Below are 15,564 nucleotides of genomic sequence, written 5' to 3'. Positions count from 1 at the left end.
GCACCGCCCCCGCCAAGTCGCGTACGGTTCACCAGACGTCGAGGAAGGAACTCGTGCGGGTGCTCGGCCGTCGTCGTCCCGGGCGGCCACCGCTTCGGTGAACCTGTGCCGTTACTCACAGCAATTCGCCGAGACCTCCACAGGACCTCTCGACAATGACCATGCGTACAAGGTGAATGACGGGTTGCGCGCACATATGCAGCCGGGGTCGCTCACCTTGCACTGCGGTAACCACAAGTGGGACCATTTCCAAGTTCCCAGTCGCCACAAGGTAGGTCACCTGTGTCCCAGCACATAGCCAAGCCCCGTACCACCGCAGTGATCCTGGCCGGCGGTACCGGTCAGCGCGTGGGTCTGTCGATCCCCAAGCAGCTGCTGAAGATCGCCGGCAAGGCAGTCATCGAGCACACCCTGACCACCTTCGAGAAGGCCGACTCGATCGACGACATCATCGTGCTGATGGCCCCGGGTTACGTGCCCGACGTCGAGAAGATCGTCGCCAAGGCCGGGTTCACGAAGGTCAAGAAGATCATCGAGGGCGGCTCGACCCGGAACGAGACCACCGAGCGCGCCATCGAGGCCCTCGGCGAGGGCCTGGCCGAGGGCGAGGACCTGAACGTCCTGTTCCACGACGCCGTCCGCCCCCTGCTGTCGCAGCGCGTCATCGACGACTGCGTCGTGGCCCTGGAGCGCTACCAGGCCGTCGACGTCGCCATCCCGTCCGCGGACACCATCATCGTGACCCGCACCCACGGCGAGGACGGCGAGTTCATCACCGAGATCCCGGACCGCTCCCGCCTGCGCCGCGGCCAGACCCCGCAGGCCTTCAAGCTGTCCACGATCAAGCGCGCCTACGAGGTCGCCGCCGGTGACCCCAACTTCCAGGCCACGGACGACTGCTCCGTCGTGCTCAAGTACCTGCCGGACGTGCCGATCCACGTCGTCGCGGGTGACGAGTACAACATGAAGGTCACCCAGCCCGTCGACGTCTTCATCGCCGACAAGCTCTTCCAGCTCGCCTCCACCGCCGCCCCGGAGCAGAAGGGCGAGGAGGTCTACCGCGAGCTGCTGACCGGCAAGACCGTCGTCGTCTTCGGCGGCTCGTACGGCATCGGCAAGGACATCGCCGAACTCGCCGAGTCCTACGGCGCCAAGGTCTACGCGCTGGGCCGCTCCACCACCGGCACGCACGTGGAGAACCCGGAGGAGGTCGACGACGCCCTGTCCAAGGCGTACGCCGAGACCGGCCGTATCGACTACGTCGTGAACACCGCCGGCGTCCTGCGCATAGGCAAGCTCGCCGAGACCGACAACGCCACCATCGAGGAGGCGCTGAAGGTCAACTACCTCGCCCCGGTGCAGATCGCGCGCTCCTCGTACAAGTACCTGTCGGAGACCAAGGGCCAGCTGCTGCTGTACACCTCCAGCAGCTACACCCGCGGCCGCGCCGAGTACAGCCTGTACTCCTCCACCAAGGCCGCCATGGTGAACCTCACCCAGGCCCTGTCCGACGAGTGGGCCGGCGACGGCGTCCGCGTGAACTGCATCAACCCGGAGCGCACCGCCACCCCGATGCGCACCAAGGCCTTCGGCCAGGAGCCCGCGGGCAGCCTGCTCTCCTCCGAGGCCGTCGCCCGCACCTCCCTCGACGTGCTGCTGTCCGAGCTGACCGGCCATGTCATCGACGTCCGCCAGCAGGACCCGACCGCCGCCGCGGGCAAGGCCTCCGGCTTCGAGCAGGCGCTGGCCAGTGTTCTGGACCGCCAGGACGGCATGGCATAATCAACAGTTAATAGCCTTATGGAATTCAGGCCTCTGCGATTCTTCGTACACGAAGAATTCACAGGGGCCTGAGTCCTTCCCCCTTCAGACCGGCCCCTCCCCTGAGCAGGTTCTTCGTGATATCCACTGCTATTCGCGTCGCCCGGGTGGGCAGCGCGGCCGAGCTGGCCGCGGCGGCCTTCATGGTGCTGGGTTTCCCGGCACTCATGCTGGCCGCGCTCGTCCCGAGCGTTCCCGCCTTCGCCGCCGCGGCCGCCGTGACGTACCTGGCGGACCACTATCTGCACCGCAAGGGCAGCTATCTGGTCAATCGCCTGAGCAAGGTCCGGGCCGGTCTGTCGATCCGCTTCCTGATCCGGCAGTTGCTGCTGATCCTGCTGCTGGCCCGGCTCGGTCTCGCGGACAACCTGATCTATTACGGCGCCATCGCCTGCTTCATCGCCTTCTACGGCCTTCAGGCCCCGCACGGCGCGCTGGTCACCCTGATCCGCAACCGCCGCCGTATGCCGGTCGCCACCCGCAATGTCGACCTCGCCTCGCGCATCCGCATCCCGGACGCCCCGCCGCGCAAGCTGCTGCACCGCTCCGCCGAGAAGATGCTGCACCTCGACCTGGCGGCCGTCGCCGGCATCCTGGTCTCGGCGGCCGTGGAGTCGGCCGTCGTCGGCTTCATCGGCATCGGTGTCACGGTGGGCCTGGGCTGCCTGTACGTGGTCGCGCTCGTCCCGTACGTCCGCGGCCGGAAGATCCCGCCGAACGCGGAGAGGGTCCTGGCCGCCGTCGACGACTGGCTGGCCGAGTACCGGCCCGAGACGGTGCTGTACTTCTCCGGCTCCAGGGACTCCGCGTACCAGGTCAACATGTGGCTGGAGACGATGGAGCAGCTGGACTCCAAGCCGCTGATCATCCTGCGTGAGCGCGCCATCCTGAACAACCTGGCGCCCACCACGGTCCCCGTCATCTGCGTGCCCGGAGGGGTGCACCTGATGAACCTGGACCTGTCCACCGTGCGCGTCGCGCTGTACGCGGCGAACGTCGGCAAGAACATCCACCTGCTGCGCGTCCCCACCATGAAGCACGTCTTCATCGGCCACGGCGACAGCGACAAGCTGGCCAGCGTCAATCCGTACAGCAAGGTCTACGACGAGGTGTGGACCGCCGGGCGCGCGGGCCGCGACCGCTACGCCATAGCCGACGTCGGCGTCCGCGACGACGACATCGTCGAGGTCGGCCGCCCGCAGCTGGCGCCGATCCGGACCTGGCAGGGCGTGCCCGAGGGCCGTATCCCGACCGTGCTGTACGCGCCCACCTGGGAGGGCTGGGACGGCAACCCCGGCAACACCTCGATCGTGCTCGCCGGCGAGAACATCGTGAAGAAGCTGGTGCAGGCCGACCCGCCGGTCCGTGTCCTGTACAAGCCGCACCCCTTCACCGGCAGCGTCAGCGCCGAGGCCAAGGCCGCGGGCCAGCGGATCGCCGCCCTGGTCCAGCAGGCCGCCGCCGAGCGCGCCGACGACCCGCGCTTCACCGCCGACGCCGCCGCGCAGGCCGCCGCCAAGGCCGACCTGACCCGCATCGAGGCCCGCCTCGCCGAACTGTCCGGCAAGGGCAAGGGCGGCAAGGGCAGCGGCGGTGGCGACGAGGCCGAGGCCACCCGCGACGGCCTGGTCGACGTCGCCAGGCACGAGGAGATCGCCCGGCTGCGCGCCGAGTGGAACGACGCGTACTGGCGTTCCTTCGGCAGCCACCAGCACCGCGTCATCACGGGCGCCGAACCGCGCCTGTACGACTGCTTCAACGTCTCCGACGCGATGGTCTCCGACATATCCAGCGTGGTCTCCGACTTCATCGCCAGCGGCAAGCCGTACGCCGTCACCGACTCCGCCGAGGTCGGCGTGGAGGAGTTCAAGCGGCAGAACACGGCCGTGCGCGCCGCGACGATCCTGTCCAACAGCGCGACGGAGCTGGGCGAGCTGCTGGACGCCGTGCGCGACCCGGCGGCGGACCCGCTGGCCGAGGACCGCAAGGACCTCAAGCGGTACCTGCTCGGCCCGGACGAGCCCACCTCCATCGCCCAGTTCAACACCGCGGTGGCGAACCTCGCGATCAAGGCCGAGACGCGCAATGTCGGTCAGGAGTCACGCGCGGCGGCCGGAGCCGCCGAGGCGGTGCCGGCGAGCGTTCCCGGGCAGCGGGTGGCCGCTGCGGGCGACGATGTGACGGCCTGATCCGCGCAGCCGGCGAAGCGGCCCCCGAGGAGTGATCCTCGGGGGCCGCTTCGTTTCGTACTGGGCTTTTCAGGGTTCCCGGACAGTAAGAGTCCATGTCAGGCCGATATGTGGCCTGAGTCACTAAATCGGGGGTGTGAGGCAACCGCTTGCGACGTCGAGCCGTCTATCAGGTAGCGAATGAGGCGATACGGGGGGAATATCCCATTGACTAGGGGGAAAAGTGACCGTCACGCAGCCTGATGTGACTGTGATCATCGGTGCGTACGAAGCGATGCCCTACCTGATCGAGTGCCTGGCGTCAGTCGAGGCACAGACCATCGATCCGGAGCGCATCGAGGTCATCGCCGTCGACGACGGCTCCACGGACGGCACCGGCGAGTGCCTGGAGCAGTTCGCGGACCGCGCGCCGATGCCGGTGACCGTCATTCGGCAGGAGAACTCCGGTGGCCCCAGCGGCCCGCGCAACGTCGGCCTGGGCAAGGCGATCGGCCGCTACGTCTTCTTCCTGGACGCCGACGACCGGCTCGGCCCCGAGGCCCTGGAGCGCATGGTCGCGATGGCCGACAAGAACGGCACCGACGTCGTGCTGGGGCGGGTGGAGGGCGTCAACCGCACCGCGCCGAAGTCGATGTGGGGCAAGACGCTGGACCGTACCGACGTCTTCTCGTCCAACATCAAGTTCACCCTGAGCGCGCAGAAGCTGTTCCGGCGCGAGTTGCTGACGCGGCACCACATGCGCTTCGACGAGTCCCTGTGGACCGGCGAGGACGCGGTGTTCACGATGGAGGCCTATCTACGGGCCGACGGCGTCTCCGTGATCGCCGACTACACCTGCTACTACCTGGTGGGCCGTGACGACGGCAAGCACGTGACGAAGAGCGGCGGTCACGCCCTGCGCTTCGACTCCGCACGCGCCCTGATGAACCTGATAGCCGAGCACATACCCGCCGGTGACCGACGCGACCTGCTCATGATCCGCCCCTTCCTGGTCACCCTGCTCCCGCAGTTCGGGCCCAAGTACGCCAAGGACAGCGAGCAGGTCAGGCGGCACAAGTTCGAACTGGCCAAGCCGCTCATGGACGCCTACTGGACGCCGGGCATCGCCCGCCGCCTCAAGGTGGAAGAACGCCTGCGGCTGCACCTGGTCGCCGAACAGCGTCCCGAACTCCTGCTGCCGGTGGTGGAGTTCATCAAGTCCAAGAAGCAGCCGGCGGCCCTCCTGGAGAAGAAGGGCCGCCGTGTCTACCTCGCCTACCCGCACTTCAGGGATGCCTCCGCGGGCATACCGGACTCCGTGTACCTCGCCGAACCGCGCGAGGCCCGCGCCTTCCCGGGGTACCGGCAAGGCGGCGCCGACTCGTTCCTGCGGCGGGCGGTCCGCAAGGCCCGACGGATGCTGCGCCCGGGCGGTACTACGCCGGGCGGGCGGGCTGCTGCGGCGTGACGGAGCGGCGCTGGTCCGGGATCTCGGGCGGAAGCTCCGCGGCCAGCCGCTCCTCCATCCGCGTCCGGTGCTCCTGCGCCGCCGCACACAGCGCCTGAACGGCCTCGTTGAAGCGCACCTGTGACGTCGGCTCGTCCGGACCCAGCAGGTGCCGCTTCAGCTCCGCCCGGGCCTCGACGAGTCCGTCCTTCTCCGGGTGCCGCACCGCGTCGAGGAGTTCAGGCACCCCGGCCGCGTCGGGCGTCAGCACGGTCGCGGCGCGCACCGTCGGGAAAGCCTTGCGGAACACGTCCTCCGCGAGACCGCTGGTGTTCGCCACCGCGTACGGCTTCCCGCTGACCAGGAAGTCGCTGATGACGCTCGACACATCACTGACGAGCAGATCGGCGACGTTGAAGCAGGCGTACAGCGAGGGCCGGGCGGCCGTGACGACCTGGTGCTCCCACTCGGGCAGCGAGGCCCAGTACGCCTGCTCCCAGGCCTCGGTCACCCGCGTGACCGCCTCGGCACGCCCCGGCTCCGGCGCACCCTGCAGCAGCATCCGCTCCACCTGATCGGCGCCGGCCCGGACGTCGGTCGTGGTGAGCCGGTCCAACTCCTTGGTGTGCAGTGCGAGTTCGCCGGAATCCTGCGGCCGCTCACCGGTCCGCTCCCGGTTCGCCGCCCTGATCAGCTCACGGATGCGCAGATCCGCCGCCCCCGCCCGCGGATCCACCGACCCCGTCAGCGGATGCGGCTTGTACAGCAGCCGGACACCGGGGTCCGCGAGCAGCGCGCGTACGAGGTTCTCGCCGGCCTCGATCACCGACGTGTTGCCCGGGTTGCCGTCCCAGCCCTCCCAGGTCGGCGCGTACAGGACCGTCGTGTACGTACCGCTCGGCGGGCCCTCGTAGGGCCGTACGGCATCCAGCTGCGGGCGGCCGATCTCCACCACGTCCTTGTCCTCGACGCCCACCTCGGCCGTCGCGTACCGCTCCCGAGCCGCGGGACCGGCCACCCACACCTCGTCGTAGGCCTTGGCGTACGGGTTGCAGGACGACAGCTTGTCGCTCTCCCCGTGGTTGACGAACGTGTGCTTGAGCGTGGGGATACGCAGCACCTGGGAGGTCTTGCCCGAGTTGGACGGATGGATCAGGACCTGGAGCGAGGACTGCTCCAGGCGCATCAGCGTGGAGACCTTCGGCAGACACAGGATCGGGACGTCGGTCGGCGCGATCTTCGGCACCATGAACCGTTCGCGCAGCACGATCAGCGGACGGACGCCCTCCAGCTTCGCGAGCGGCTCCAGCCACATGTTCGCCTGGTACGCCGAGGAGGCGCCGCCGGAGAAGTACAGGCCGACCGTCGGCCGGTACTCCGCCAGCCAGGCGTCCAGCCAGTTCAGCGCCTCCTGCTCGCCCGCCGGGCGCCGGCCCGGCAGCAGCCGTACCAGAAGGTCGTACAGCCCGACCAGGGCGATTCCGAGGGAGAGCGCGATACCGAGGGCCGCGCAGCGCGGGTCGTCGGTGGCTGCCGTGACCAGTAGACCCGCCGTGGCCGGGAGGCCGAAGACCAGCAGCCGGTCGCCGGGGCGGCGCAGCAGCTGGGGCGGGGCGGGGGACAGGCGCAGGGCGGCGGCGTCGATGTTGCGGGTGACCACCGGCAGCGTGCGGGTGCGGCGGACCAGCACGGAGAGCGCCTGGATCGCGCAGTGCAGGGCGTAGAAGGCGAGGAGGCCCGCGACCAGCGGGGCGTACAGCGTCTCGCGCTGCTGTTCGCCGAGCCGCAGCAGACCCACCACCAGCAGCAGGTCCCGCAGCACGTGCCGCACGGTGATGTCCGCGTGCGACTTGGCGAAGACCGACAGCATGCCGCGCTGCCAGCGGTACAGCACGCCTTCCATGGCCAGCGACACGAGCGTCGCGGTCAGCAGCAGCGGGACGTGGGGGCGCAGCGCCGCCACGGCCTGGGCGCCGAAGGCCGCGACCAGAAGAGCCGTGACGAGCGCTCTCGCCGGGATACGGGACAGGGGTGTGGGCAACGGGGTCACTCCAAGGTCGGCGCGGGACGTCGTGCGTCCGGGTTAACGCGCGCCCACCTGCAGACGACACGCGCGTGTACGGCGGCCTTGGAGTGACCTGGCGGTGAGCAGTCCCCCAGCTCGTGCCCCAGGACTTCGCGGAGACGACCTAGCGCCCCGACTGCAACGCCCGCCGGATCGGGGCGCCCACCACGCGACGCGCCCTGCGGTAGACGGACGAGGTCGGCAGCGCCCCGCCCGGACCTGCGGCGCGGGTCAGTTCGCGTCTCAACCGGTCGTTCTCCGCGGCGAGTTCGCCGACCCGGCTCTGCAGCCAGCCGAACCGGCTGGTGAGCGAGGCGAGATCGGCGTCGTTCCAGGGGCGGATGCCCGCCGGGAAGGACAGCGAGCGCATCCGTTCCTCGAAGGCGGCGCCGCCGTCGCCGTGCGTGAACGTGTTCTCCAGACCGTTGCGGTCCAGGAACGCCGTGAACCGCTCGAACCGCTCCTGGTGGCCGCTCATCAGGGCACCGAAGTCGGCCTCCGCGTACAGCTGCGCCGGGTCGAGGTCCTCGGGCAGCCTGTCGATCCGGCGGTGCGGGATGTCGAAGTAGCGGCACAGCTCCAGCGTGCGCGAGTCGCCGCACAGCACGGTCGCCGGTGTCCCGGCGAGTAGCGCGGCGATGTTGCCGTGGATGCGGGAGCCGAACGAGAAGTCGAAGGCACGCAGGTCGTCGATCCAGGTGACCGGGTCGATGTAGACGCGCACCTTGTCCTCGCGGTACATCGGGTGGTCGGGGTGCGTCGGCATGGCGGTGACCAGGCCGTTCGGGTCGGACAGGTCCCGCCAGTGCAACTGCCGGGCGTCGCTGATGTTCTGCCCGATGAAGCGCAGGTTCGGGTAGCGGGCGTGGGCGCGGGTGATGACCCGCTCCAGGCCCTGCGACCTGACCGCCTTGTGCGAGCCGTTGACGGCGATCCGGGCGTCGGCGGCGAGGGTGGGCGCCCGCTTGGCGACGGTGAGGTCCTTGCCGTGCAGGAACAGTGACGGGCAGCCGATGACCTCGACGTCCCGGAAGCCCAGGCCCTTGAGGTACTGCTCGGTGAACTCGCCCCGGACACCGATCGATGCGCTGCGGTCGAGGACCGCGGAGACGAACGCGCGCACCGCCGGCTCGATGCCCGCCAGCCGCGTCGCGTCGTAGCCGAGCCCGGCCTGGGCGCCGACACCCACCACGACCACGGGGATCCGCAGCTTGGTGATGAGTCGCGTCAGCCGTTTCAGCTGTGCCTCGAACGAGGGACGGAACGCGTTGGCGAGCGGGACGACGAAGGCGTCGTACTCCTCGTTGATCCGGGCGGCCGCGGAGACGTCGGTGCGTATGCCGTTCGAGACGACCTCGGTGCGCGGGTTCTGCAGGATCTTGTGGGTGGCGTCGCTGAAGATCAGGTTGCCGGAGTTGGTGGCGATGACGTCCCGGTGCAGGGCCTCCTCTACGGAAACCACGTCGTACGGACTCTTGCCCGAGCGGAGGAGGAGGCGCTTGCCGCGGTGAAGTTGGTGAGCATCGTGTGACACGGCGTTCAACGTAGGTTTGCCGTGTCTTTGATTTCTATAGGCAACCAACGCAACCTTTTTGCCGTACGCAACCCGTGAGCAAAGCGTTACCGCTCGGCTGTCCGCGGGATGGAATCCCCGCGCGCGCCGCGATCCGCTTCGCGTAGATTGCCGAGCAGGGAACCGGACGCACGCGAGGGGAAACAGCACAGGTGGCAGGGGTAAGGCAGGGTGTGCGCGAGGCCCGCAGGATCGTCGTCAAGGTGGGCTCCTCGTCGCTGACCACCGCGTCGGGCGGCCTGGACGCCGACCGCGTCGACGCGCTCGTCGACGTCCTCGCCAAGAGCCGCAGTGGAGGAGAGCGGGAGATCGTCCTGGTCTCCTCCGGCGCCATCGCCGCCGGACTCGCCCCGCTGGGCCTGCGCCGGCGCCCCAAGGACCTGGCCCGCCAGCAGGCCGCCGCCAGCGTCGGCCAGGGCCTCCTCGTCGCCCGCTACACCGCCTCCTTCGCCCGCTACGGCGTACGGGTCGGCCAGGTGTTGCTGACCAGCGACGACATGAGCCGCCGCGCCCACCACCGCAACGCCTCGCGGACCCTCGACAAGCTGCTCGCCATGGGCGCCTTCCCGATCGTCAACGAGAACGACACGGTGGCCACGGACGAGATCCGCTTCGGCGACAACGACCGCCTCGCCGCTCTGGTGGCCCACCTCGTCCGCGCCGACCTGCTGGTGCTGCTGTCCGACGTGGACGGCGTCTACGACGGCGACCCCAGCAAGCCCGGCACGTCCCGGATAGCCGAGGTACGCGGGCCGCAGGACCTCGCGCACGTCGAGATCGGCAGCGCGGGCAAGGCCGGTGTCGGCACCGGTGGCATGGTCACCAAGGTCGAGGCGGCCCGGATCGCGGCGGCGGCCGGTATCCCGGTGGTCCTGACCAGCGCCGTCCACGCGGCCGAGGGTCTGGCCGGCGGTGACACCGGCACCTACTTCCACGCCACCGGCAAGCGCTCCGCCGACCGGCTGCTGTGGCTCCAGCACGCGTCCACCCCGCAGGGCTCGCTGACCCTGGACGACGGCGCGGTCCGGGCGGTCGTCGAGCGCCGCAAGTCGCTGCTGCCCGCCGGGATCGCCGCGGTGGAGGGCGAGTTCAGCGCGGGCGACCCGGTCGAGTTGCGCGACGGCGCGGGACGCGCGGTCGCCCGCGGCCTCGTGGCCTTCGACGCCAAGGAGATCCCGCAGCTGCTGGGGCGGTCGACACGGGAGCTCGCACGGGAGCTGGGAGCGGAGTACGAGCGGGAGGTCGTGCACCGCGACGACCTGGTGATCCTGGAGTCCTGAGCGTTCCGCGGGCCCGGGACCGGCCCGTGGAACCCGGCCGAAAACGGGGGGAACGCCCTGCTATGGACGTCGCCCTGAGGTGGACGTTCCGCAAAATCGCCCCGCGACTGCTTGCGGCCTGCTCAACTTTTCTCTCAGGGACACATTCCGCACGACCACCGAGTCGGTCACTGCGTAAAGGAGGCCGTCGTGAGACGAGTGCGCCCTGGGACGGCGTCCCGCAGTGCCGGTGGGGCCTCGCCCCGTGCGGCGGGTGAGGAGCGCGCCTTGTCGAGCGTCACGGCCGGCGGCCGGTACGAGGAGCCCAAGGACCTGCCCCGCCTGTGGCACGTCACCCTCAGCGTCTCCGGCCAGGAGGCACCCCTGAAGGAGGTGCGGCGCGCCCTCGAACAACTCGCCCACGACCACCCCTTTCTGCTGACCAGCAGATACGCGGGCGACCACGCCGAGATCCGCTACTGGGAAGAGGCCCGCGACCTGCACGACGCGGCCGCCGTGGCCCTGCGCCTGTGGGGCGAGCACCGGCAGACCGCGGGGCTGCCGCCCTGGGAGATCGTCGGCCTGGAGGTCATCGACCGCGAGACCTACCACCAGCGGATCGCGGAAGGCTACGGTCCGCTGCCGGCGACCCCGGTGGGCGTCCATCCGTTTTGAGGTCCTTGGGTGTCTTGAGCAGCCTGTGGGGCTTGTCTCGGGGTTTGGGATGAGCGAGGAGCGGGCTCAGGAAGCGCACTACCCTTCTTTCATGACCTCGCTTTCGCCGTTCGACGCCATGACCCCGGTCACCCAGGCCGCCTACCGCGCCAAGGCCGCCGCCGCCGACCTCGCCCCGCTGCCGCGGGCCGAGAAGGACGACGCGCTGCACGCCATCGCGGACGCCCTGGAGGTCCGTACGAGTGAGATCGTCGAGGCCAACGCCAAGGACATCGCCAAGGCCCGCGAGGCCGGTACCAGCGAGGCCATCATCGACCGGCTGACGCTGACGCCGGAGCGGGTGCGGGCCATCGCCTCCGACGTGCGGGACGTCGTCGCGCTGCCCGACCCGGTCGGCGAGGTCGTCCGTGGGTCCACCCTCCCCAACGGCATCGACCTGCGCCAGGTCCGCGTTCCGCTGGGCGTCGTCGGGATCATCTACGAGGCCCGTCCGAACGTCACCGTGGACGCCGCCGCCCTCTGCCTGAAGTCCGGCAACGCCGTGCTGCTGCGCGGCTCGGCCTCGGCGTACGAGTCGAACAGCGCCCTGGTCCGGGTGATCCGTGACGCCGTGGGCGGCGCCGGGCTGCCCGCCGACGCCGTGCAGCTGGTGCCCGGGGAGAGCCGCGAGAGCGTGCGGGAGCTGATGCGGGCCCGCGGCCTGGTCGACGTGCTGATCCCGCGCGGCGGTGCCTCGCTGATCCAGACGGTCGTCTCTGAGTCGATCGTCCCGGTCATCGAGACGGGCACCGGCAACTGCCACGTCTACGTCGACGCCCACGCCGACCTCGACACGGCGATCGAGATCCTGATCAACTCCAAGGCCCAGCGCGTCAGCGTCTGCAATGCCGCCGAGACGCTGCTGGTCCACCAGGACATCGCCCCCGAATTCCTGCCGCGCGCCCTGGACGCCCTCGCGGAGGCCGGGGTGACCGTGCACGCCGACGAGCGGGTGCTGGCGTACGCCAAGGACTCCAAGGCCACCGTCGTCGAGGCCACGGCGGAGGACTGGGAGACCGAGTACCTGTCGTACGACATCGCCGCCGCGGTGGTGGACTCGCTGGACAAGGCCGTGGAGCACATCCGCCTGTGGACCTCCGGTCACACCGAGGCCATCGTGACGACCTCGCAGCAGGCCGCCCGCCGCTTCACCCAACTGGTCGACTCCACCACGGTCGCCGTGAACGCCTCCACGCGCTTCACGGACGGCGGCCAGTTCGGCTTCGGCGCGGAGATCGGCATCTCCACGCAGAAGCTGCACGCACGCGGTCCGATGGGGCTGCCGGAGCTGACGAGCACGAAGTACATCGTCACGGGCGACGGTCACGTACGGCGCTGAGCCCCGTCCGGACGGAGGACCCACCCCTCGGCGGTCGCGGTCCCGCCGTACGGGGGCGCGTCGGCGGGCCCGGTGGTGCAGGGCGCGCGCCCAGGGCATATGCGCCCGACACGCGCCCCCGGTCCACGTCCGTGCCGCACCCGAGGTGTCTCACAAGGCGGATGAATTTCCCTACCGTCTGCCCAAATTGACCCCCCAGGTCTACTCTGGAGCCGTGCCGGAGGACGTGGGGGGCACGCCGTTTCCTGACGGCTGGGAGCCCGACGACGACCACGACCGCGGGGTGTCGGACGAAGAGTTCGCCTCCGTGGTCTTCGACGAGGCCTTCGTACGGGCGGCCGTGGTGCACGAGCCGACCGCCGTCGAGCGCCTCCTGGCCGCCGCCCAGGCGAGAGCCGAGGCCTCCGAGGCGGAGGCGCGCCGCACCCACGGCCGCAGCGAGCGGTACGACGACGGGTACGGCTCCGAGGGCCGCACCGGTTTCGGCCATGATCCGGAACTCGACGACCTGGACGACGCCGACCTCCTCGACGACCACTACGGTGCCTCGGGGACGTACGGCAAGCAGGTCCGCTGGCACCGTCCCGTCGCCTGGGTGCTCGCCCTGGTGATGGGGATCGGCATGGTCGCGCTGGCTTTCGCGGCGGTCTACCGCGGTGCCTCCTCCAGCAGCCGGGACCAGATCACGCCGCCCGCCTCCACCGGGCTGGAGCAGGGCAGCGGAGCGACCCCCTCGGCCTCCGCCGACTACTCCCAGTCGGCCGTCCCGGCGACCCCGCGCACGCCCTGACCGGGAGGTCGACCAAGGGCCCGGCATGGGCTGACGGCGGTTCGACCGACCTGGTGAGAACCTGTCAGAAGTTGTCGTGTACCAGGGCGTTTACCCGAGCTTCCGGCGACCTACCCTGAAGATATGGGAGGGCCCGGAGACCCACCTGAGGGGACACCCGAGGGCGGCCCCGCAGGTGGAGAGGACGAATACCGATCCGTCGTCTTCGACGAGTCGTTCGTCCGCGCTGCCCGCCTCCAGGAGTTCTCCGCGCAGGAGCGCCTGGCCGACCACGCGCCCGCCGTGCGCAGCCGCCCACCACTGCGCCGGGGCCTGTCCCGGCAGGCGCTGGTCCTCGTCCTGTTGATCGCCGTGGCCTTCGGTACGGCGATCTACATGGGTGTACGGCACCCCTATCAGGACCCGGCGAACTCCGGGCCGCCGGCCGAGCCCCTGCGGATGACCGTCATCCCGCTCGCCCCGCAGGGCAAGGTCCCCGGGGCGAGCGACACCGACCAGCTGTACGCGCACAGTCCCGCCGCGCAGTTCCGGATCGGCGCCGAGGGCATCCCGCTGCCGGCCGCGCGGCGCACGGCGCACTTCTCGGACAGCCAGGTGACGAACGCGCTGAGCATCGCGAAGGACTACATCGTGCGGTCCGCGCTGTATCCCGAGGTGCTCATGGGCAAGCAGGTCCGTCCGGTGCGGGTGCTGCTCGTACCCGACCAGCTCGATCAGTTCGACCAGAGCTTCGGCCACCCGGCCGCGGACGGACGGCATGCCCCGACCGGGTGGCTGGTGCGCTTCGACCCCGCCCAGGCCGAGCTCGCCGACCGGAAGATCCGAGTCCAGGGAACGCTGGCCGCCGCCGAGAGCGACTCGTCCACGCTTGAGGTCACCGCCGACCACACCTTCGTCTACGCCTTGCGGGCGGCCGGCACGGAGAAGGCCGGCGAGGCGGCGAAGACCTCCGAGGCGTCGCTGTTCACCGTCCGGCGCGAGCTGCACTTCCGCTTCGACCGTGACGACCTGCGGCTGCACCAGGCGCAGCTGGTGGTGTCCTACGTACAGGCAGGCCCGCTGTCCTGTGCGGACGACCCGACCAACCGGCTGCGCCCGCTGCTCGCGGGGCAGACGGCCAGGACGGGCGGTCCGGCGGGGACGGACCCCTACGCGACGGGCGGAGCGACGGCGCTGTGCGGGACGCTGGCCGAGGGGGCCCAGCCGAAGGTGTGAGCCGGGCCGTGCCCCCACGCGCGCGCCACCGTCAGCTGTCGCCCCCGCGCTCGCCGGAAGCGTCGTCGTCGCGGCGGGGCTCCTCCCGCGCAGGCGTGCTCGTGAAGCCCTCGAAGCCGCGCCGCACCCGGTCGCCCAGGTCGCCGGCGCCACCGGCGATGTCCGTCACCAGCTTCATCAGCGGGTCCTTGGACGACTTCACGTGCGTGGCGTAGTGCGAGGCCGACTCGCGGAAGGAGTCCGTCACCGAGGTGTCCTTGTCCTCCGAGCGGCGCGGGTAGTGGCCGTCCATGATCCGCTGGAAATCACGGGACTGCGACCACTTCTTCAGCTCGGCCGCACGGACCGTGGTGAAGGGGTGCGAGCGGGGCAGGACGTTGAGGATCTTCAGCACCGAGTCGCGCAGGTCGCCGCCCGCCTCGTACTCCTCCGCCTGCTTCAGGAACGCGTCCACGTTCATCTGGTGCAGGTGGTGGCCGCCCGCGAGCTTCATCAGACCGCGCATCGAGGACTGCAGGTCCTGGCCGACCAGCAGGCCGGCCCGGTCCGCCGACAGCTCCGACTTGCGGAACCACTCCCGCAGCGCCGTCACGATCGCCATGATCGCGATGTTGCCCAGCGGGATCCAGGCCACGCGGACCGCCAGGCTCGTCAGGAACAGCAGGATCGTGCGGTACACCGAGTGGCCGGACAGGGCGTGGCCCACCTCGTGGCCGACCACCGCCCGCATCTCCTCCTCGTCGAGCAGCTCCACCAGACCGGTCGTGACCACGATGATCGGCTCGTCCAGGCCGATGCACATCGCGTTCGGCACCGGGTCCTGGTTGACGTACATCGGCGGGACCTTCTCCAGGTCCAGGATGTAGCAGGCGTCCCGGAGCATGTCGTTGAGGTGCGCGAACTGCTGGTCCGAGACCCGCACCGAGTCGGACAGGAACAGCAGCCGCAGACTGCGCTCGGGCAGCAGGCCGCTCAGCGCCTTGAAGACCGTGTCGAAGCCGCTGAGCTTGCGCAGCGCCACCAGGGCCGAGCGGTCCGCCGGGTGTTCGTACGCACGCGAGGAGATCCCCGGGAAACGCCTGCGCTGCCTGCTCGGAACGTGCTCGTGGCCTTCGGACATGTCTTCCCCCATGTGCGTGAGTGTGGCCCTTTGCGGACCCTTGTGCGGCCCTT

11 protein-coding genes are annotated in these 15,564 nt (G+C 70.1%); 8 read left to right on the top strand and 3 right to left on the bottom strand.

Going from position 1 to position 15,564, the window contains the following annotated elements; all coding sequences use genetic code 11:
- The first annotated feature begins 282 nt into the window (after positions 1-282).
- The 3 genes from ACFYNL_RS09505 to ACFYNL_RS09495 all read left to right on the top strand — a co-directional run bounded on the left by ACFYNL_RS09505 (position 283) and on the right by ACFYNL_RS09495 (position 5,457).
- Complete coding sequence (locus tag ACFYNL_RS09505; protein WP_388799216.1) at positions 283-1,782, top strand: D-ribitol-5-phosphate cytidylyltransferase; 1,500 nt, start codon at positions 283-285, stop codon at positions 1,780-1,782.
- 146 nt (positions 1,783-1,928) lie between these two features.
- Positions 1,929-4,010, top strand: a complete 2,082-nt coding sequence (locus ACFYNL_RS09500; RefSeq protein WP_388800574.1) for a hypothetical protein — start codon at positions 1,929-1,931, stop codon at positions 4,008-4,010.
- Between the two features lie 223 nt (positions 4,011-4,233).
- Positions 4,234-5,457, top strand: coding sequence for a glycosyltransferase family 2 protein (locus tag ACFYNL_RS09495; protein WP_388799213.1), 1,224 nt, complete (start codon positions 4,234-4,236; stop codon positions 5,455-5,457).
- Here the strand turns inward: ACFYNL_RS09495 and ACFYNL_RS09490 are convergent.
- A complete protein-coding gene (locus ACFYNL_RS09490) occupies positions 5,426-7,477 on the bottom strand; it encodes a hypothetical protein (RefSeq protein WP_388799210.1) in 2,052 nt (683 codons plus the stop codon). The genes ACFYNL_RS09495 and ACFYNL_RS09490 overlap by 32 nt on opposite strands.
- A 148-nt stretch (positions 7,478-7,625) precedes the next feature.
- Entirely contained in the window at positions 7,626-8,963 is a 1,338-nt protein-coding gene (locus tag ACFYNL_RS09485; protein ID WP_388799207.1) for a polysaccharide pyruvyl transferase family protein, read from the bottom strand.
- A gap of 263 nt (positions 8,964-9,226) precedes the next feature.
- Between ACFYNL_RS09485 and proB the strand changes: the two genes are divergently transcribed.
- The 5 genes from proB to ACFYNL_RS09460 all read left to right on the top strand — a co-directional run bounded on the left by proB (position 9,227) and on the right by ACFYNL_RS09460 (position 14,391).
- Entirely contained in the window at positions 9,227-10,354 is a 1,128-nt protein-coding gene (gene proB, locus ACFYNL_RS09480; RefSeq protein WP_388799204.1) for a glutamate 5-kinase, read from the top strand.
- 198 nt (positions 10,355-10,552) lie between these two features.
- Complete coding sequence (locus ACFYNL_RS09475; protein ID WP_388800571.1) at positions 10,553-11,008, top strand: hypothetical protein; 456 nt, start codon at positions 10,553-10,555, stop codon at positions 11,006-11,008.
- Positions 11,009-11,099: 91 nt separating this feature from the next.
- A complete protein-coding gene (locus ACFYNL_RS09470) occupies positions 11,100-12,386 on the top strand; it encodes a glutamate-5-semialdehyde dehydrogenase (protein WP_388799201.1) in 1,287 nt (428 codons plus the stop codon).
- Positions 12,387-12,573: 187 nt separating this feature from the next.
- Positions 12,574-13,176 (top strand): hypothetical protein, encoded by a 603-nt coding sequence (locus ACFYNL_RS09465; protein ID WP_388799198.1) that lies wholly within the window; start codon positions 12,574-12,576, stop codon positions 13,174-13,176.
- A gap of 123 nt (positions 13,177-13,299) precedes the next feature.
- Positions 13,300-14,391: a hypothetical protein gene (locus tag ACFYNL_RS09460; protein ID WP_388799196.1), complete on the top strand. Its 1,092-nt coding sequence runs from the start codon at positions 13,300-13,302 to the stop codon at positions 14,389-14,391.
- Positions 14,392-14,422: 31 nt separating this feature from the next.
- Here the strand turns inward: ACFYNL_RS09460 and ACFYNL_RS09455 are convergent, their stop codons facing one another.
- On the bottom strand, positions 14,423-15,523 hold the full coding sequence (locus ACFYNL_RS09455; protein WP_388799193.1) for a M48 family metallopeptidase: 1,101 nt from the start codon (positions 15,521-15,523) through the stop codon (positions 14,423-14,425).
- Positions 15,524-15,564 lie beyond the last annotated feature (41 nt).

Origin of the sequence: Streptomyces sp. NPDC007808 (assembly GCF_042868655.1) — a bacterium.
Taxonomy (GTDB): domain Bacteria; phylum Actinomycetota; class Actinomycetes; order Streptomycetales; family Streptomycetaceae; genus Streptomyces.
Note: the sequence above shows the minus strand (reverse complement) of the source record. Positions and strands in the feature narration are given on the sequence as shown.